The organism is Rothia sp. HMSC061D12, assembly GCF_001836735.1.
In the GTDB taxonomy this organism is placed as follows: Bacteria; Actinomycetota; Actinomycetes; order Actinomycetales; family Micrococcaceae; genus Rothia.
Genome location: NZ_KV830309.1, coordinates 1 through 17,932, shown reverse-complemented (window position 1 = coordinate 17,932; position 17,932 = coordinate 1). Strand labels below are relative to the sequence as shown.

Annotated in this window: 17 protein-coding genes, 1 tRNA gene and 1 riboswitch; of the genes, 7 read left to right on the top strand and 11 right to left on the bottom strand. The window is 60.8% G+C overall.

The window, feature by feature from the left end; translation table 11 throughout:
- Positions 1-186: 186 nt before the first annotated feature.
- Positions 187-1,164 carry a hypothetical protein gene (locus HMPREF2682_RS07995; protein WP_012904141.1) on the bottom strand — a complete coding sequence of 326 codons (978 nt, stop codon included), beginning with the start codon at positions 1,162-1,164 and terminating at the stop codon, positions 187-189.
- 63 nt (positions 1,165-1,227) lie between these two features.
- Here HMPREF2682_RS07995 and HMPREF2682_RS07990 point away from each other — a divergent pair, with 63 nt between their 5' ends.
- Positions 1,228-1,929, top strand: coding sequence for a hypothetical protein (locus HMPREF2682_RS07990; RefSeq protein ID WP_070692113.1), 702 nt, complete (start codon positions 1,228-1,230; stop codon positions 1,927-1,929).
- 144 nt (positions 1,930-2,073) lie between these two features.
- On the opposite strand, the gene HMPREF2682_RS07985 is transcribed toward HMPREF2682_RS07990, so the two are convergent.
- From HMPREF2682_RS07985 to HMPREF2682_RS07950, 8 genes are all read right to left on the bottom strand, one after another.
- Positions 2,074-2,739: a class I SAM-dependent methyltransferase gene (locus HMPREF2682_RS07985; RefSeq protein ID WP_070833083.1), complete on the bottom strand. Its 666-nt coding sequence runs from the start codon at positions 2,737-2,739 to the stop codon at positions 2,074-2,076.
- A 187-nt stretch (positions 2,740-2,926) separates the two neighbouring features.
- A complete protein-coding gene (locus HMPREF2682_RS07980; RefSeq protein ID WP_070833080.1) occupies positions 2,927-4,039 on the bottom strand; it encodes a MauE/DoxX family redox-associated membrane protein in 1,113 nt (370 codons plus the stop codon).
- A gap of 123 nt (positions 4,040-4,162) precedes the next feature.
- Positions 4,163-5,218 carry a HesA/MoeB/ThiF family protein gene (locus tag HMPREF2682_RS07975; protein ID WP_070833077.1) on the bottom strand — a complete coding sequence of 352 codons (1,056 nt, stop codon included), beginning with the start codon at positions 5,216-5,218 and terminating at the stop codon, positions 4,163-4,165.
- On the bottom strand, positions 5,209-5,979 hold the full coding sequence (locus HMPREF2682_RS07970) for a thiazole synthase (RefSeq protein WP_070833074.1): 771 nt from the start codon (positions 5,977-5,979) through the stop codon (positions 5,209-5,211). The genes HMPREF2682_RS07975 and HMPREF2682_RS07970 overlap by 10 nt, the downstream gene beginning before the upstream one ends.
- A 160-nt stretch (positions 5,980-6,139) precedes the next feature.
- A complete protein-coding gene (gene thiS, locus HMPREF2682_RS07965) occupies positions 6,140-6,337 on the bottom strand; it encodes a sulfur carrier protein ThiS (RefSeq protein ID WP_049328087.1) in 198 nt (65 codons plus the stop codon).
- 45 nt (positions 6,338-6,382) lie between these two features.
- Complete coding sequence (gene thiO / locus HMPREF2682_RS07960; RefSeq protein WP_070833071.1) at positions 6,383-7,465, bottom strand: glycine oxidase ThiO; 1,083 nt, start codon at positions 7,463-7,465, stop codon at positions 6,383-6,385.
- Between the two features lie 2 nt (positions 7,466-7,467).
- Complete coding sequence (locus tag HMPREF2682_RS07955) at positions 7,468-8,088, bottom strand: thiamine phosphate synthase (RefSeq protein WP_070833068.1); 621 nt, start codon at positions 8,086-8,088, stop codon at positions 7,468-7,470.
- Positions 8,089-8,610: 522 nt separating this feature from the next.
- Positions 8,611-8,681: transfer RNA gene (locus tag HMPREF2682_RS07950), tRNA-Gly, on the bottom strand.
- Positions 8,682-8,834: 153 nt separating this feature from the next.
- Between HMPREF2682_RS07950 and dcd the strand changes: the two genes are divergently transcribed.
- Positions 8,835-9,434, top strand: coding sequence for a dCTP deaminase (gene dcd, locus HMPREF2682_RS07945; RefSeq protein ID WP_005509013.1), 600 nt, complete (start codon positions 8,835-8,837; stop codon positions 9,432-9,434).
- A 131-nt stretch (positions 9,435-9,565) separates the two neighbouring features.
- Positions 9,566-10,897 carry a P-loop NTPase family protein gene (locus HMPREF2682_RS07940; protein ID WP_070833065.1) on the top strand — a complete coding sequence of 444 codons (1,332 nt, stop codon included), beginning with the start codon at positions 9,566-9,568 and terminating at the stop codon, positions 10,895-10,897.
- A gap of 177 nt (positions 10,898-11,074) precedes the next feature.
- On the opposite strand, the gene HMPREF2682_RS07935 is transcribed toward HMPREF2682_RS07940, so the two are convergent.
- Positions 11,075-12,511: an MFS transporter gene (locus HMPREF2682_RS07935; RefSeq protein WP_070833062.1), complete on the bottom strand. Its 1,437-nt coding sequence runs from the start codon at positions 12,509-12,511 to the stop codon at positions 11,075-11,077.
- 160 nt (positions 12,512-12,671) lie between these two features.
- Complete coding sequence (locus HMPREF2682_RS07930; RefSeq protein ID WP_049338540.1) at positions 12,672-12,905, bottom strand: DUF4235 domain-containing protein; 234 nt, start codon at positions 12,903-12,905, stop codon at positions 12,672-12,674.
- Positions 12,906-13,171: 266 nt separating this feature from the next.
- Positions 13,172-13,272: riboswitch (TPP riboswitch) on the top strand.
- A gap of 58 nt (positions 13,273-13,330) precedes the next feature.
- On the opposite strand from HMPREF2682_RS07930, the gene HMPREF2682_RS07925 reads away from it, so the two are divergent.
- The 4 genes from HMPREF2682_RS07925 to HMPREF2682_RS07910 all read left to right on the top strand — a co-directional run bounded on the left by HMPREF2682_RS07925 (position 13,331) and on the right by HMPREF2682_RS07910 (position 17,710).
- Positions 13,331-13,963 (top strand): ECF transporter S component, encoded by a 633-nt coding sequence (locus HMPREF2682_RS07925; RefSeq protein ID WP_070833059.1) that lies wholly within the window; start codon positions 13,331-13,333, stop codon positions 13,961-13,963.
- An 84-nt stretch (positions 13,964-14,047) separates the two neighbouring features.
- A complete protein-coding gene (locus HMPREF2682_RS07920) occupies positions 14,048-15,664 on the top strand; it encodes an ABC transporter ATP-binding protein (RefSeq protein WP_070833056.1) in 1,617 nt (538 codons plus the stop codon).
- Positions 15,661-16,458, top strand: coding sequence for an energy-coupling factor transporter transmembrane component T family protein (locus tag HMPREF2682_RS07915; protein ID WP_049328094.1), 798 nt, complete (start codon positions 15,661-15,663; stop codon positions 16,456-16,458). The genes HMPREF2682_RS07920 and HMPREF2682_RS07915 overlap by 4 nt, the downstream gene beginning before the upstream one ends.
- A gap of 349 nt (positions 16,459-16,807) precedes the next feature.
- Entirely contained in the window at positions 16,808-17,710 is a 903-nt protein-coding gene (locus HMPREF2682_RS07910; RefSeq protein WP_049350526.1) for an aminotransferase class IV, read from the top strand.
- Positions 17,711-17,932 lie beyond the last annotated feature (222 nt).

The following is a 17,932-nucleotide window of genomic DNA, read 5'->3' as shown; positions in this document are numbered from 1 at the left end:
TCCTACAGGGGCACCCGTCCTCGCTTCGCTCGGACACCCTGATGTCGCTACGGATAACACCGGCCCTTTCTCAACCCATATAAGCCACGAGCCAGTATGCTCTTCGCTCCTACAGGGAACCCGCCCTCGCTTCGCTCGGGCACCCTGATGTCGCATTCAGAGCATACTGGCTCTCGCTGTTCGTCCTTAGAAGGAGACTCGGACCGCCTTCGCATCCGCCTCCACCGACGCCTTCAACGTAAACGGAATCTCCTTCTGCACCTGCGAACGCTCACCCGTAAACAAATCCAACTGAGTAAACGACACCTTCGCCGTACCCGACATCGGCTTCAACGACCACACACCCGCCGAACTCACACTCACCTGCGGATCCGCAACCTTCACCACAGACCACTTCACCTCAGAATCCACACGACCCGTAAACGCATACTCAAAAGGGCACCCACCCGGATAAAGAGTGCTCTGCTGCGTACACTTCTTCAAATGATCCTGCACCTGCTCCTTCACCGACGACAACGCATTATCACTCGGCTTCAACTCCATACGCACCGCATGATTCGCATCCTGCGCAGTCACCACCTCATTCACCTTCTGCGCCGTATACACCGTCGAATCATACGACACCGCATACACGCCCGGATAAAACACCGGGAACGACGCCACGCCCTTATCCACCGCAACCTTACGGTTATTAATCGTCGCAGCCTCCACACCCTGAATATTCACCTTCACCGACGGCAAAGACGCCTCATCAATAGCCCACTTATCAAAAAAGCCCCAATGAGTACCCGCACGATGCAACCGAAAATCCGTATGCTGCTGCGAACCCTCCAAGGTATAGGAAGCACGCACCGTCGCATGCTCACCATCCTCGCTGGTCTCCACCACCTCATACGACACCTCACCCAACGAAGACACCGAACGCCTCAAAGCATCCCCATCCAGCAGCGACGCGTCACCCTCAGGGATCTGCGCACCCAACAGGCCACGCGCATACGAACCATTACCCGTACGCAACGCATGAAAATACTCCCGCACCTGACCCGTCGGACCATACACCAGCTTATTCGTCATAACCAGCGCCGCAGCAGCCACAGAAACCGCCACCACAACACCGACCATCCACATTGCCAGGACCCGCTCCACGGGAGAAAAATTACGCATAGAACCAGAGTAACGCAGGTAGTCCGCTAGGTTTCACGCACCGCACACACTAAAGTTGTGTATATGGCAGAACGCGCTCACGAAGTCCCCGCCAAATACGGCGAAGTCACAGAACTATTCCACCCCCGCATGCGCTCCTACGGCAGGCGCATCGAAGCGGCACTCCCCGGCACCATCGTGCTACTCGCCGCGCTCGCCTTCATCTTCTACAAGCGACCCGCCCTGCCGTACACCATCCTCGTACTGCTCATCGGCACCATCGCAGGCGTAAACCTCTACTCAGTCCTCAAACCCACCATCATCGTCATCACCAAAACCCACGTGCTCCGCGCACGCACCTTCGGCTGGTTCGCCGTACCGCTGGAAAACATCGACCACACCATCTTCGTCGAAAAGCTCTACCCCAAAAAAGCCTACGGCCAGAAACTCAAAACCGTCGCTGGCCGCCTACGCTACCGCAGCTTCCCCGCCATGTGGGCCGTCGACAAAGACGGCAAACAGCTCATGCGCGTCGACGGCCGCGTCTGGGACGGCAAAACCATGCGAGAAGTCTCCTCCAAACTCTCCGCCCAAACCACCATCTACAAGCAGATCAACGTGGTCAACATGGACAAAGAACACAAGGGGCTCATCACCTTCAACGAGCTGCACCCCGGCTGGCGCTCCAGCCTCATGACCGCACTCGCCGTCATCATCGTGGCGATCCTCTTCGCCGCATCCTTCATGCCCGAAGAACTCGCCCGCACTATCTACCTCATCCACTAGAACACCCACTCTTCACCGGTGCTTCTTTTCGGATGCGCATCTTCCGAACGTGCAAAGGCCCGGCACCCACCCCACACGGGGTAGGTGCCGGGCCTTCTCAATGCCTAGCTATATACGTTTAGCGTGCTTGTTGAATAGGGGAGGCTAGCTCGCCGGGCGCGACAGAACCGCCACCAAAAATTCCGAAGAGCCCTCCACAAACGGGTGCATCTGCCATGAAGAGTAGGTGTTATCCAAGTTCAGGCCAACCTCGCGGGCATCAGCGAGGAACTGCTCAAACGCATAATCACGGCCCGGACCCGAACCATAACCAACCACCGCACGGCCACCCGGCGCCAACACGCGACGGAAATTCTCCACCACCGGCTTACGAGTCGAACGAGCCAAGAAACCCATCACATTACCCGCACACACCAGCAGCTCAAAACCATTCTCCGCCGTAGCGTCACCCTCAATGCCCAGCACCTCCGGCAAATCCACCAAATCAGCAGTAATCCACGTAGCCTCCGGGCAGACGCGGCGCGCCTCCTCAATCAGCTCAGGATCAATATCAACACCCGTCACACGGTGACCCAACGCGTGCAGCTGCTTACCCACACGACCAGGGCCAGAACCCGCATCAAGAATCTTCGCGCCACGAGACGCCAACGCATTCACTAGGCGAGACTCACCGGCCATATCATTACCCTCAGCCTCCATCGCCTTAAAACGGTCAATGTACCACTGTGAGTGATTCGGGTTGCTTTCCTTGCGGATCAGCCACAGGGACTTCTCACGCTCACCCGGAGCGTTGAAACTCATCATTGCCATAAAAACTCCTTTGATAGGGTTGAGGACGCGCCAGCCGCCACCCGGCGAGGTGACCGCGGCGTATAAGCGGTGTGTGCGCTACGTACTAGCATAGCCCCACCCGGCGTCTGCCGGTAAGGGCAGTAAGAGCCGGACGGGGCTACGGGAGGGGAACGGACGCTACAGAGGCTAAACGATAGGGACGCGTTTAGAGGTGGTCGCCCTCAGTATTCGACGTATCCTCAGCAAGCGCCTTACGCATCTGCTCTTCACGCTCCTCCTCAGCCAAACGAGCAGCCTCAGCGAACTGCTCCTCAATATCAGTCAGCAGCGCCTCAACCTGCTCATTACCAGCCACCGGGCCGCCAGCAATCAGACCATCAGCACCCAAAACCACAGCCAACGGCACACCATTACCGAAATTCGCGCGCGCACCAGCCTCACGGTCAATCAACGGAGTCAAACCCTCCGGCAACGTACCCGCATTACGCGAGGTCTGCAACGACTCCAGGCTCGAATACACCGGATGCAACGCCACCTGCGGCAGACGCTCCTGCCACGAAGACATCGTCTTCAAAAACTTCACACAACCAGCGCAGGTCGCCGACACAAACACCAGCACACGCGCCTGATTCTTAGCCAACGCACGCAAATTCGTGTGACGACCATTCTCCAGGTACAGCGCCGCATGCGGAATCGGCATACGAACATACTGCTCCTCGCCGTTCTCGTCATACACCGGCTCCGGCAAAATCACCTCAGCCTGAGGCTCCGGCTGCGCAAGAGCATCACCGCGGCGAACAGCCTCCAACGTCACAGCAATCAGCGCCGCACCAAAAACCCAAGTCCAGCCGCTATTACCCAGACCCAGCAGAGTCGACACAACACCCGTGCCACCCTTCAACGCACTCGCATGCGCACCAGCCGCCGCCAACAGCAACGCAACATTACGGACCAGCGTATAACGGCTCACCGGCGCATTCGACTCAGAACCAAAACAATTACAACCCGCAGTACGACCCGTCGCCAGAGCGCGCGCAATCACCACTGTATAGAACAGCATCAGAATCAACGCCAAACCCGAAGCAATCACCGCAGGCAAACGCACCGGCGACAGCAGCAGGACGGCGGCCAGGGCAATCTCGAACCACGGCAAAATCAGCGACACCGCACGGGTCGGCGCGATCTTCTCCAAACCAAGATTCTGAATACCGGTCACGGTACTCTGCGGGTCCTTCGCCTTAGCAATACCGCTAATCAGCAAAGTCAACGCAACAAGTGCCGTACACAAAACAAGCGGCACAGTAGAGACGGTGAGCATAAAACTCCTAGAGTGAGTGTGTGAAAAGAGGATGCGGCAGCGGCAGTTTTTAGGCAGAACAAACCGCGCGACGTGCCGCCGTGTTATACACGATTTTACGCCCTGCACATGGGGAAACCATCTCTACAGTGCCGTGAGGCGCACCCCGTACTCGCCCGCCAGCTCCGCATACGCCTGCACAAAGCGCTGCGCTCGCGCACCCGAGGCACAGAAAACGCCCACACGCTGATCACGAACCGACTCAAACAGGCTCAACAACTCCGCGGGCACGTCGGTTGCCGGCAACAGCGACCCCTCAGCGTCGCTCAGCTGCGACAGCGGCATATGCATCGAACCCTCATGCTTCACCGACTCCTCACGCTCGGGCACCTCACGCACATCCAGCAGAACCTGCGGGACCTCATGCGCCGACAAATCCACCGGCACCACACGCGCCGGATCCGGCACCGCCCCAAACGACGTACACGTACCCGACAAAGCATCATACGTCAGCAGGGAGCCCGCTGCCGTCGGCAGACCACTCACATACTTGAGCACCTCCGTCGCCATCAGCGAGCCAACCACAGCCGTCGTCGCGCCCAACACTCCGGCAAGCGCACACGACTCCACCGTCTGCGGAATCGTCGGAAAAATATCACGCAAATGCGCGCCATCCGGCTCAAAAAGACTCACCGAACCGCCAAAACGCAAAACCGTGCCCCACACCAGCGGCAGACCCGCAACCTGCGCGGCATCCGCAATCAGATACTTCGACGCAAACGTATCTGTACAATCCACCACACAATCCGGTGCCGACGCGGCGAAAAGATCCAAAATCCAGGACGCATCCACATGCCGGATTGTCGTCTCAACCGTCAACGACGGGCACAACTCCAGAGCACGGCGCGCCGCTACCTCCGCCTTCGGCTCACCCACATCAGACACCCCAAAAAGCGGCTGACGCTGAATATTCGACAGCTCCACCGAATCAGAATCCACAATATGCAGATACCCCACACCAGCCGCCGCCAACGCCTGCACCACCGGACAACCCAAACCACCAGCACCAATCACCAACACGCGGGCAGCCGCCACCGCATCCTGATCAAAGCCCGGCAGGCGACGCTGACGGTCCGTGCGCTCGCGATCCAGGCGCGCATGCTCCGGATTCACCGGGGTAGGGGTGAGGTTTACATCCACGAGACAAAACCCTCCGACGGCGACGACGCCTTCGCGTGCTCACGCACCGGAATACGGCCAGCCTCACGCGCCAACGCGCCCGCCTGCACCGCAAACTTCATCGCCTGAGCCATCGCAACCGGATCCTCAGCACGGTTCACCGCCGACGCCAACAACACCGCATCACAACCGAGCTCCATCGCCAGGGTCGCGTCGGAGGCGGTACCCACGCCAGCATCCAGAACCACCGGAACCTGCGCGCGAGAAGCAATCAGCTCAATATTGTGCGGGTTCAAAATGCCCAGGCCGGTACCAATCGGCGCGCCCAACGGCATAACCGCCGCAACGCCCGCATCCTCCAAGCGAGCGGCAGCCACCGGATCGTCAGAGGTGTACGCGAGCACCGTGAAATCCTCGGCGACCAGCTGCTCGCAAGCGGTCAGCAGCTCCACGGTGTCCGGCAGCAGGGTGTCTTCGTCGTGGATGATCTCGACCTTCACCCAGGAAGTGCCCAGCGCCTCGCGGGCGAGCATCGCGGTCATCACCGCGTCCGCTGCGGTACGGCATCCGGCGGTATTGGGCAGCGGCGCAATATTGAGCTTCTGCAGAAGCGGAAAAATAGGGGTGCCTGCGGCGTGGCGGCGCATGGCGACAGTCGTCATTTCGGTGCCGGAGGCAATCAGTGCCTGCTCGAGCAGGTCCATGCTGGTTGCGCCTCCGGAACCCATGATAAGGCGGGAGTTGAAGGTGCGGTCGCCGATGGTGAGCGGTGTGAGGCTCATGGTGTTCTCCTCTGTGGGAACGTCTAGATAACGGGGTTTAGGTGTGTGGGCGCGGCGGCGCGCCCGGTGTAGAAAGAAAACCGAGAATGGCTGTTCTTTTTCTCCGGCAGGTATTTGTCGGTAGGTATTCGCCGGTGGTTTGCCCGTACAAGCTGGAGAATTAGCCACCCTGCACGGCGGTGAGGGCATCCACCCTGTCGCCCTCGTTCAGCGGTACATCCAGCCACGTGGAACGCGGCACGATACTGCGGTTGAGCGCCACAGCCACACCATTTTCGGTACCGAACTGGTCCATGACAAGGTCAAATACGGTGCGGGCGTTGGTGGTTAGCGGCTCGCCGTTGTAGGTGATGATCATGCGGAATCCTTTCGTGAGTGCGCCGGGTGCACCCGGCTGGGGTGTTTAGTGGGTGAATCGTGCCGGGTCGCACGCCTGCATGATGGGCGGAATCTCAGCCCCGCAGGCGACCTCCGCGCCCACCTTGCCGGCGAGCGCGGCAAGCAGAATACCGTGGCGGAAATAGCCCGTGGACACGAGCTGACGGGTGCCATCAGCGCGGGTACGGTGCCCGAAGATGGGCAGGTCGTCCGGGGTTCCGGGGCGGGCGCCGACGTTCGCCTCCAGCAGCTCGCACTCTTCAACAGCGGGCACCAGGCGGATTGCGTCACGTAGCAGCTGGTGTACGCCGTCAATGGCGGGTAGTGTGCGGTGGTCTTCGCGGCTGGTTGCGCCGATGCACAGCTCCCCGTCGGGGCGGGGGATGAGGTAGACGGGGCGGGAGTTCACGTAGCCGCGCACCACATGCTTGAGGATGGGCCGCGGGGCGCGCAGACGCAGAATGTCCCCGTAGACGGGGCGTAGCGGGTAGTCCCCGTGCAGTGTTGCCCCTAGTCCGGTGCAGATAATGTCGCCCGCGTCCGGGTCGGTGACCCGTTCGGTGCTGAAGGTGACGCCGCGGCGGGTGAGGGCGTCTTTGAGGGCGCGCCTCATGAGCCGCGGGTGCAGCTGATGGTCGCTGGGGATGCTCACAGCGCCGGCGATACGCGGCGCCAGGAGCGGTTCGAGGGCGCGTGCCTGCGTGGGGGTGACGGGGTCTGCGGGGCGGTTCATGTCCCGGTAGTAGGTGCGGGTGCGTTGCAGGTGCTCGGCGTCGGCGCGGTCGGCTGCGATGATGAGCGTGCCGGTGGTGTCGTAGCCGGTAGGCAGGTCGGTGGCGCGGCTGAGCCTGCCCATGAGGGAGGGGTAGGCGTCGGCGCTGGCGGTCATGAGCGGGAAGAGCGCGTCCTGCTGGAATTGCACTTCTGCGATGGGCGCGAGCATGCCGCCGGCGTAGTGGCTGGCAGCGGGGTAGAGCGCCGTGCCGTCGTCGGCGGTGCCGTAGTCGCCGGTTTCGGCGTCGATGAGGTGCACGTTTTCGCCGCGTTCGGTGAGCTCAAACGCGGTGGTGAGGCCAATGATTCCGCCGCCAATGATGGTGATGGTCATGGCTATGCCTGCAGCGCGGGGTTGTCGACGAAGGCGCGGACCATGGCGATTCCGGCGACCCCGGTGGTGCGGATGGCGGGGCAGTCTTTGGGGGTGATGTCGCCGATAGCTACGGTCGGTACGGTGGACAGCTCGGCAAGTTCGCGGAGCCCCTCAATGCCGAGGGGCGGGCGGTTGGACTGCTTGGTGGGGCTGGGGCGGAACGGCCCGGTGCCAATGTAGTCGATCAGGTGCGCGATTTTGTTGGATTCTTCGACGAGCTGCCGGGTGCCGGTGGTCAGGCCGATAATTGCGTCGGCGCCGAGGAGGGCGCGGGCGTCGGCTACGGGCAGGTCGTCTTGACCGATGTGCACACCGTCAACGCGCACGCCGCGGGCACGCAGCGCGAGGGCGACGTCTACACGGTCGTCGATGAGGAGGGTCTGGTGCGGCTGGATGATGCCGGCGATAGCTTCGGTGAGCTGGTAGAGCTCACGCGCGCTGATGGGTTTGGACCTGACTTGGATGCAGGTGGCGTGTTTGGCTGCCCGGACGGTTTCGAGGGGGTTGTCGCCTGTGACGAGGTAGAGGTTCAGGGCGAGGGGGCGTGCGGGGGTGGTGTAGGGGTGCGTTTCGCGGGTCATGCGGGTCTACGATTCCTCGTCGAGTAGATGTTTTTTAGAAATTCTCTCGTTGAATTTCTGTGGTTAGGTTAGCACAACTGTGTGGTGAGTTGAACATCCTTCAAGCGTTGTGAGGTGTGTGCGCGAATGGTCGTGCTGAAACCTTCTTGTCGCGAGCCCGCAGGAAGGTGCCCTGACCTCCCATACGGAGTCACCGCAATGCCCTCAACTTAATGTTCATTCTTGGCGAGCTGTCTGCGGTACCTCACCCCAGTATTCCCCCTCCCCGTTCCCGCACACTCTTCCCAAGCCGAGGGACCGCGGTTCGTTCCCAGCCGCGCAGCCGCACCCACTACTCCACCTGCCCGGAGAAGGGGAGAGAGTTAGTAGGGGAGAGGTCGGTATGTTCCGTCGCGACATCAGGGTGTCCGAAGCGGAGCGAGGACGGGTTCCCTGCAGGAGCAAGGAACATACCGCCTCGACCAGCCATACCCAAAGCAACCCAAAACAAAAACCCCTTACCGAACTGGTAAGGGGGTGGAGAGCGGCTGACGGGAATCGAACCCGCGTATCAGGCTTGGGAAGCGTGCGCTCTACCATTGAGCTACAGCCGCATCTTTTTCAGTGTATCGTGCCTGCTTGCTGGGGGTGAAATGTGTTGCGGCTGTTTGTGGGCGGGGCGGCGGGGTTGAAATGTGATGTAGGCCTGTGTGCTGGGGCTGGTGGATGCCTGCACGTGGGTGGTGTTTGCCAGGTATCCTTTAAACGTGCTTATTTCAGATCGCGATATTCGTCAAGAGATTGCTGATGGGCGCATCGTTCTTGATCCGTTCGATGAGTCGATGATTCAGCCTGCAAGTGTGGACGTGAGGATTGATCGTTTCTTCCGTCTGTTTGATAACCATAAGTACCCGCATATTGATCCTGCTCAGCCGCAGGAGGATTTGACGCGCCTGGTTGAGGTGGCTCCTGATGAGCCGTTTATTCTGCATCCGGGTGAGTTTGTGTTGGGTTCTACGTATGAGAAGGTGACTCTGCCTGATGATGTGGCTGCCCGTTTGGAGGGTAAGTCGTCGTTGGGCCGTCTGGGTTTGTTGACTCACTCTACGGCTGGTTTTATTGATCCTGGTTTTTCGGGGCATGTGACGCTTGAGTTGTCGAATATGGCGACTTTGCCGATTATGTTGTGGCCGGGTTCTAAGGTTGGTCAGTTGTGTTTCTTCCGTTTGAGTAGCCCGACTGAGCATCCGTATGGTTCTGGTGCGTATGGTAACCGTTACCAGGGTCAGCGTGGCCCGACTGCTTCGCGTAGTTATTTGAATTTTCATCAGACGATGATTCCTGCGGATGGTTCTGTGGAGTCTTAGTCTTTCCCGTTTTGGGGTGCGGGCGTGCAGGCTGTGTGTTTGTGCGCCCGCGTCGGGCGGTTTTTCCGTCTGTTGTGCTCGTGCGTTCACTCGCGTGCGGGTTTTTATCTCTCACTCTCTAAGGATTTTTGATGAATCTGAAGCCTGTTGTTCTGCGTGTTGCTGGCGCGGAAGTTTCTTTGTATCTGATTGATATGTCGGACTCTTTTGTGGAGCGTTTTAAGAAGGCGTGGGAGCCTCTTGCTCCGGAGTTTTTTGATACTCCTGATGAGGCGTATGCTTCGTTGTCTCGTTTTGATCAGGTGATGTTGGTTCATGCACCGACTGATGAGTCGGTGATGGATTTGGCGAATCCGTTGATGGGTTCGTTTGATAAGGTTTCGACGCTGCGTGTGGCTGATGATGATTTAGGTATGCAGGATCTGACGAGCCGTATTACGTTGGCGATGATTGAGCAGCTGGTTGGTCGCGGTGTGATGCTGCATGCGGCTGTTATTGGTGACCCTGAGTCGAAGCGCGCTGTTGCGCTGGTGGGTGTTTCTGGTAGCGGTAAGACGACTGCGTCGCGTTTCTTGGGTTCGAAGTTTGCGTACCTGACTGATGAGACTGCGATTATTTCGGATGAGGGTGTTGTGTCGCCGTATCCGAAGCCGTTGTCTGTGATTGTTGACCCGAATGCGCCGAAGGATCAGCAGAACCCGGTGGATCTGGGTCTGAACGTGGTTGATTGTGATGATCTCAGCTATGAGTTGTCGCGTATTGTGTTCATTTCTCGTGATGAGTCGGCTTCTGAGCCGTATTTTGAGCGTGTTCCACTGCATGAGGCTCTGGTGTTCTTGAGTGAGCAGAGTTCGGGGCTGGCGCGTCACCCTGAGGGTGTTGTGTCGCTGGCTAAGCTGGTGGAGCGTTGCGGTGGCGTGTGGCGCCTGGTGTACTCGGAGGTTGAGGATACTTTGCCGCTGGTTCAGGATCTGCTGAATGGTGGTGAGCTGCCGAACGCTGATGAGGTTGAGAGCCTGGAGAAGTACACGGTTGAGGATCACCTGCCGGGTGTGTTCTTGAACGGTACGATTGCGGTGTCTCGTATGCCGGGTACTTCGGGTGTGCGTGTGGGCGAGGACGGCCCGTTCATGCTGCTGTGTGACACTGAGCTGAATGAGCTGTCTGAGTTTGCGGCTGAGTGCTGGCTGCAGGCTGAGGGCGACATTTCGTACGATGACCTGTTTGCGCGTCTGGCTGAGATCTTTGAGGGTCTGCCTGCTGAGGCGTATGACGAGAACCTGAGCGCCCTGGCGGCTGGTTCGATGCTGTGGGTTCGTGTGATTGATGATCCGCTGATTGATGACGCAACCTGGGCTCAGATGACCAGTGATGAGGTTCTGGATGAGGAAGAGCAGCAGATTGCGCTGGACTCTTCTGAGGATGCTGTCTCTGATGATGAGGATGACGTGGTGGAGGACTAGCCACCGCGGTTCTCCGCTGATGAGCACCGCCGAATAAGCACTGCTTAAGCACGAAGGAGGGGCGGGTAGAAGAATTATCTTCTACCCGCCCCTCCTGTTGTGTTTGCGAGGTTGCGTTTGCGGGGTGCGGGGTGTTTAGCCCCGCGCAGCCTTACTGAGCAGCCTTACTGAGTCGCCTTACTTGGCTGCCTTGTCGCGGCGCTTCTGCTCACGCTTCTGCTCGCGGCGAGCCGCACGCACACGCAGAGGACCGGGAGCCTTCACCGGCAGCAGCAGGAGCAGACCCGCCACCACAACAATCAGAATGCCGAGCACACCCCAAATCTGCGCGCCCATGAGGCTCACGCACAGGCCGAAAAGCATCGGTGCCAGGAAGCTGGTGGCACGGCCGGTGGTCGAGTACAGGCCGAACAGCTCACCCTCAGTACCGGGATCAGCCAGGCGAGCCAGGAAGGTGCGGGAAGCGGACTGCGCCGGGCCCACGAACAGGCACAGCAACAGGGCGCATACCCAGAACACGCCCGGTTCGGGGAAGAACATCAGCGGGGTAGCCGCCAAGATAATGCCGACCAGAGAGATAACAATAATCGCCTTCGGGCCCAGGTAGTCATCCAGGTAGCCGCCCAGAATCGCACCAACCGCGGCGACGGCGCTACCGGCAATACCGAACAGAATCACATCGGAAGTGCTGAAACCGAAGGTGCCCGCCGCGAGAATACCGCCGAACGTAAAAATACCGGACAGACCATCACGGAACACCGCCGAAGCAATCAGGAACCACAGGGTCTGCGGGGACGTCATCTTCAGTCGCTTAATGGTGCGCCACAGCGCCTTGTAGGAGGCGAGCAGACCGCCCTGACGAGCCGGGGAGAGACGCTCCATACCGAGCTCCAGGAAGCGCAGCTCGCGGGTGGGTAGCACCTCCGGCAGGAAGCGCTCGCGGGTGCGCATACGCACCAGCAGCGGCACGCAGAAGATGAGACACCAGGCGGCTGCGAACAGCGCAACCGCACGGATATTCAGGGCGTTATCGGTGCTCAGGCCGAGCACCTCGGGGGTAAGCACAAAACCCCACAGCACCACAGCCAGCGCCAGGATGCCGCCAATGTAGCCGGCAGCCCATCCGGCGCCCGAAATCTTACCGATATTCTCCGGGTGGGAGATGCGCGGCAGCACCGCGTTGTAGTTCACGTACGCGAACTCGCTGAACACGCTCGCCGCAGAAATCAGGGCGACACCCAGCCACAGGTACTGCGGGGTGGGGCCCACGAAGAAGCACGCCGCCATCGAACCGACCAACAGCATGGTATTCACGCCGAGCCAGAAGATGCCCCTGCCGGACTTGTCGTTACGCTGACCGGTGACCGGCGCCAGAATCGCAATGAGGAAACCGGCAATGGTCAGACCCAGCGACAGCGCCGAAGAGGTCTCTTCGGGCGTGCCGAAGTAGCTACTGGTCAGGTACACGGTGAAAATGAAGGTCGTCATAATCGAGTCGAAGCTCGACGAACCAACATCCCACATGACCCAGGACGCGACCGAACGGCGGCTGTTCGCGTGGTCAACGACCCTACGCGGAGCCTTCGTCTTACGACGGGGAGAAGAAATAGTCATAGTTGTGCTTTCGGATGCCGAGGTGGCGCTTCAGCGTAGCGGCGGCATGAAACCGGCTGAAGTGGGGCGGGCGTGCTGAAGAGGGAACACCAGGCGGTACGTACCGAGCGAAGATACGTACCGCCTAGTTCATGAACTTTCGCGCGGAAGGCGCAAAGTCTTAGTTGAAGAAACGACGCTGCAGGCGAGCAATACCGAAGCTCACCACAGCACCTGCGACGGAGGTCAGAACGGTCCAGAGGATGACCTGACGCAGGGTGTCTTCAGACTCGTGGGAAATGGCGGGAGGCTGGTTACCGGTAGCCTTAGTCCAGGCTGCGCCCAGGCCCTTACCAACCAGGGCAGCAGCGCCCATGTTGATACCCGCAATAGCAAGCTTAGCGACGGGGTTCATGTGTATCTCCTTAGCTGTATACGATGCGGCGTCCTGCCCGTGAACCCCTTCGGGGTTGGGTGAGAAAAGAGCGCCACTCCCTAGCGTATAGGGTTTAAGGCGTTCGTGCCGCCTTGGAGCCTCTCCGTCCCAAAATTGTACACCGTGCAATTCTGTAATGCGGGCAGAAGAACGAAACAAAAAGCGGCAAATTGGCACGAACAGCCAGACACGCCTACAATCGAACCTGGGCTTCCACCCGCACCACAACGGCACGGACAAGGAACCCCAAACGACAGGGGAGCGCCACCGAGGCGCTGAGAGTGCTAAGCAGACCCTCGAACCTGATCCGGTTAGTACCGGCGTAGGGAGTCGAATTTCTTCTCAATGCCCTCGTCCAATCAGAGGGCGAGGACATTCCCCTTCCAACGACGGAAGGATCACCAATGTCACAGAACGTAACCCCCGCCTCCCAGGCATCTACCCAGGAAGAAGCGAAGAAGCCGAACCTGCGCTGGCGAGTCAACGAAATCGTTATCGCCGCAGTTATCGCAGTAGCCTGCGCCGTCATCTTCTGGATCTGGGACATCGCAGTCGGCCCCGCCGCCAAAACCGCACTCGTAGCAGCACCCGAATTCCGCCCCATCGTCGCCGGCGCATGGCTGCTCGGCGGTACCCTCGGCGGCCTGCTCATCCGCAAGCCCGGTGCCGCGCTCTTCGGCGAAATCGTCGCAGCGTTCATCTCCGTACTCTTCACCGGCGGCGCGTGGAGCGGCGAAATCCTGATTGCCGGCTTCTTCCAGGGCGTCGGCGCTGAAATCGCCTTCGCAATCTTCCGCTACCGCCGCTGGAACGCAACCGTCGCCATCTTCGCTGGTGCGCTCAGCGGCCTGTTCATGGGCGTTAACGAAATCTTCATCTACTACCCCGACATGGAACCGGTCAAGGCAATCATCTACGTAGCGTGCGCCGTCATCTCCGGTGCAGTTATCGCAGGCTTCCTGGCGTGGATTCTCGTGCAGAACCTCGCCAAGACCGGTGTGCTCTCCTCGCTGGCATCCGGCAAGACCCGCCGCTAACCACCAGCAACTAGCCACCAACTAGTCACTCACCACGAGTCACCACTCGGCACACTACAGCAGCCACAAGGCTAAGGAACCATCATGGAAGCAACACCGCGCGGGGCGCGCATCGAGCTCAACAACTTCAGCTGGCACCACCCCGGACGCCCAGAACCCGTCATCAGCGGACTCAACCTCACCATCAACCCCGGTGAAAAAGTCCTGCTACTGGGCACCTCCGGCGCTGGCAAATCGACGCTCCTGCACGCCATCGCCGGTGTGCTCCACGATGACGACGGCGAATCCGCCGGCGGCACCATCACCATCAACGGGCAAGCACCCGCCGAAGCGCGCGGCACCGCAGGCATGATGCAGCAGGACCCCGAATCCTCCATCGTCATGGCAACCGTCGGCAACGACGTCGCCTTCGGCCCCGAAAACCTGCGCGTACCCCGCGAAGAAATCTGGGGCCGCGTCACCGAAGCCCTCACCGCAGTAGGGCTCAACCACCTGCCCCTCGACCACCCCAGCAGTGCGCTATCCGGCGGGCAGAAACAGCGCCTCGGCCTGGCGGGCATCCTCTCGATGCACCCCGGCGCCATGATCCTCGACGAACCCACCGCCAACCTCGACCCCTCCGGCGTGCAGGAAGTACGCGACAGCATCCTCACCGCTGCCGAGGCGACCGGCGCGACCCTGCTCGTCGTAGAACACCGCGTGAGCATTTGGGCGCCGCACATGGACCGCATTATCGTACTCGGCGAAGGCGGCACCATCACCCACGACGGCGCACCCGACACCGTACTCACCGAAGCCCGCCAAGAACTCATCGACGCAGGCGTGTGGGTACCCAACTACGTGCCGCGTGCGCCGCAGAACGACAGCGATAGCGAGCACGGCGAGGCGCTACTTCGCGCCGAAAACCTCAGCATCACCCGCGCACAACCCACCCCCAAACAACGACGCGCACGCCGACGCACCATCAAACGCCTCGGCGACACCCCCGCACCCGTACCCACCGACCTGCCCGTACTGCGCAGCGGCATCAACCTCACCCTGCACGCCGGCGAACACCTCAGCGTGCTCGGACCCAACGGCGCCGGCAAATCAACCCTAGCCCTCACCCTCGCAGGGCTCCTCACCGCACCCAACGGCACCCTCACCGCCACCGACGCGCTCCGTAATTACGACGGCAACCACGGCGGCAACCACGGCGGCGAGCGCGCCCACTGGGACGTGCCCACCTGGACCCCCGCCCAAATGCTCAGCCGCATCGGCTACGTCTTCCAAGAACCCGAATACCAATTCATCCGCGGCACCGTACGCGAAGAACTCGAACTCGGCCCCCGCCGACTCGCCGCACTCACCCGCGAACCCCTCAACGAAGACGACCTCGCAGCCCGCACCAACGAACTCGCAACTCGCCTACGCCTCACCCACCTACTCGACGCGAACCCCTTTACCCTCTCCGGCGGCGAAAAACGACGACTCTCCGTAGCCTCCGCACTCGCCACCGCACCCAAAATCCTCATCCTCGACGAACCCACCTTCGGCCAAGACGCACGAACCTGGGCAGAACTCGTCGACCTCATCCGCGAACTACTCGCAGGCGGCACCGCCATCATCTCCATCACCCACGACGAAGACTACACCGCCGCACTCGGCGGCAACCACATCACCCTCGAAGCCACCGCAACCCCCGGAAAGGAGAACGCATGAACACCGACTTCTTCGGCACCATCGACCGAACCAGCTACTTCAGCAACCTCAACGCCGGCGTAAAACTCATCGTCTCCTTCACCCTCATCATCGCCGCACTCATCGTGCGCGACCCCCTCACCTCCGGAATCCTCTTCGCCCTCGAACTGCTCGGATTCATCCTCGTCGGATTCCGCCCCGTCAACGTCCTCGCCCGCTTCTGGCCCATCCTCATCGCCGTCATCACCACCGGCTGGTCCGTCGCCATGCTCAGCGCCAAAAGCGGCACCACCATCCTCGACCTCGGCTTCAACAGCATCACCACCGACTCCGCCGCCGTCGGCGCAGCCATGATGATCCGCTCCCTCGCCATGGTCCTACCCACCCTCGCATTCGTACTCACCACCGACCCGACCGACCTGGGCGACTCCCTCGCACAAACCTTCAAACTACCCTCCCGGTTCGTGCTCGCCACCGTCGCCGCCCTGCGCCTCGTCGGCATTCTCTTCGCCGAATGGAACGCCCTCGGCCAGGCACGACGCGCCCGCGGACTCGGTGCAGGCCAATCCCTCGCCGGACGCGCCCAAACTTTTGGCGGGCAAAGCTTCGCCCTGCTCGTGCAGGCTATCCGCCGCGGCTCCCGCCTCGCCATCACCATGGAGGCGCGCGGCTTCGGCGCAGGCGAACGCACCTGGGCTCGTGTGCCGTCCTATTCGCCGCGTGATGTGCATGTGAGCATTGCTGCCGCCGTCATTATCGCTGTTGCGTACGGTGCATCTATTGCGGCGGGTACGATCCAGTTCCTCTGGGGCTAGTCCGTTTCGTTTCTGGTTCCGCTTGGGAGACGGTATTCGTCCTCGTTCCTACAGCGCTTCTCCAGATATGCGAAAAGGGACGGCATCATCCTCGCTCCTACAGGGGCACCCGTCCTCGCTTCGCTTCGGACACCCTGATGTCGCTACGGATAATACCGTCCCTTTTTGTACGTGTTTAGCTCTGCTTGGGAGACGACACCCGCCCTTGCTTCGCTTCGGGCACCCTGAGGGCGCTTCCGGAAAACGCGGCTCCACCCGCTACTGCCGAACAGGAAGGTACAGGCACCTCCGGAAAACGCGGCACCCTCTGAGCCCTTTCAGGAACCAGTAGCGAACGTACAATAAAACTATGTCTAGTACCGTAATTCTTCTGAACGAGCAGAACCCGCAGGGCATCTTCGTTGACCCGTCCGTGCCCCTCATCAGCGTTGATGACCAGGGCTTCACCCGCGGCGACGGTGTCTTCGAGACCATGCTGTCCGTCAACCGTCGCGTGCGTAAGCTCGGCATGCACCTGTCCCGCCTCGAATCATCGGCGCGCATGTTGGATCTACCCGACCCGGAACCCGAGATTCTGCGTTCGGCGGTGGAGCGCCTCATGCGTGAGGCGGCCCCCGGTGCCGAAACGGCGCTGGGTGAAGAGCACATCGTGAAGATCATTATTTCGCGCGGCCCCACCCAGGCGGTGACTTCCATGCAGCCGGGCCCGTACACGCTGATTATGGCGTCGCCGGTGCCCGCATCCATCGTGAAGCGCCGCACCGAGGGCGTGAAGGCGATGCTGCTGCCGCGCGGCCACGAGCCGATGGACAACAGCGCCTACCCGTGGCTGCTGGCGGGTGCGAAGACCCTCTCCTACGCGGTGAACATGGCGGTCCTGCGATACGTGCAGGAACGCGGCGCGGATGACGCTATCTTCATCACCGACGAGCGTCGCGTGCTGGAGGGTGCCACCTCCTCGGTGCTGGTCGCCAAGATTGAGGACGGCAAGAAGGTGCTGTACACGCCCGAGCCGAGCCACGGCATCCTCCCCGGCACCACGCAGGGCGCGGTGTTCGAGGCGGCACGCCAGGCCGGTTGGGAGCTGGGCTTCGGTCCGCTCTACCCGCAGGATTTGTTTGAGTCGGACGGCGTGTGGTTGGCGTCGTCGGTGCGTCTGATTGCACCGGTGACTCACCTGAACGGCACGGCGCTGGCGCATGACCCGGAGCTGACCGCCACGCTGTTGAACTACCTGGCGCAGCAGAGCTAAACGCGTACAAAAAGGGACTGCCGCATATTTCCTCCGCGCCTACGCAAGGGGCACCCGTCACCCGGACGCTCCGCCCTCTCCTTGCTCCGCTGCGGAGAGCGTCCGGGCTGACACCCTGAGGGCGCATCCGGAAAACGCGGCAGCCCCTACGCTTCATGTACGGGCACAGCAAAGCCCCGGACGCGCAACCCTTTGAACTGCGCCCCGAAACTTGGACGCTAT

Bases quoted from the DNA above. Each gene is read 5' to 3' on its own strand.
- HMPREF2682_RS07980 (WP_070833080.1), bottom strand. From the start codon at position 4,039: ATGCTCACCGTCTCTACTGTGCCGCTTGTTTTGTGTACGGCACTTGTT.
- HMPREF2682_RS07970 (WP_070833074.1), bottom strand. From the start codon at position 5,979: ATGAGCCTCACACCGCTCACCATCGGCGACCGCACCTTCAACTCCCGC.
- thiS (WP_049328087.1), bottom strand. From the start codon at position 6,337: ATGATCATCACCTACAACGGCGAGCCGCTAACCACCAACGCCCGCACC.
- HMPREF2682_RS07910 (WP_049350526.1), top strand. From the start codon at position 16,808: ATGTCTAGTACCGTAATTCTTCTGAACGAGCAGAACCCGCAGGGCATC.
- HMPREF2682_RS07990 (WP_070692113.1), top strand. From the start codon at position 1,228: ATGGCAGAACGCGCTCACGAAGTCCCCGCCAAATACGGCGAAGTCACA.
- HMPREF2682_RS07915 (WP_049328094.1), top strand. From the start codon at position 15,661: ATGAACACCGACTTCTTCGGCACCATCGACCGAACCAGCTACTTCAGC.
- HMPREF2682_RS07985 (WP_070833083.1), bottom strand. From the start codon at position 2,739: ATGGCAATGATGAGTTTCAACGCTCCGGGTGAGCGTGAGAAGTCCCTG.
- HMPREF2682_RS07940 (WP_070833065.1), top strand. From the start codon at position 9,566: ATGAATCTGAAGCCTGTTGTTCTGCGTGTTGCTGGCGCGGAAGTTTCT.
- HMPREF2682_RS07925 (WP_070833059.1), top strand. From the start codon at position 13,331: ATGTCACAGAACGTAACCCCCGCCTCCCAGGCATCTACCCAGGAAGAA.
- HMPREF2682_RS07995 (WP_012904141.1), bottom strand. From the start codon at position 1,164: ATGCGTAATTTTTCTCCCGTGGAGCGGGTCCTGGCAATGTGGATGGTC.
- HMPREF2682_RS07930 (WP_049338540.1), bottom strand. From the start codon at position 12,905: ATGAACCCCGTCGCTAAGCTTGCTATTGCGGGTATCAACATGGGCGCT.
- thiO (WP_070833071.1), bottom strand. From the start codon at position 7,465: ATGACCATCACCATCATTGGCGGCGGAATCATTGGCCTCACCACCGCG.
- HMPREF2682_RS07935 (WP_070833062.1), bottom strand. From the start codon at position 12,511: ATGACTATTTCTTCTCCCCGTCGTAAGACGAAGGCTCCGCGTAGGGTC.
- HMPREF2682_RS07920 (WP_070833056.1), top strand. From the start codon at position 14,048: ATGGAAGCAACACCGCGCGGGGCGCGCATCGAGCTCAACAACTTCAGC.
- HMPREF2682_RS07955 (WP_070833068.1), bottom strand. From the start codon at position 8,088: ATGACCCGCGAAACGCACCCCTACACCACCCCCGCACGCCCCCTCGCC.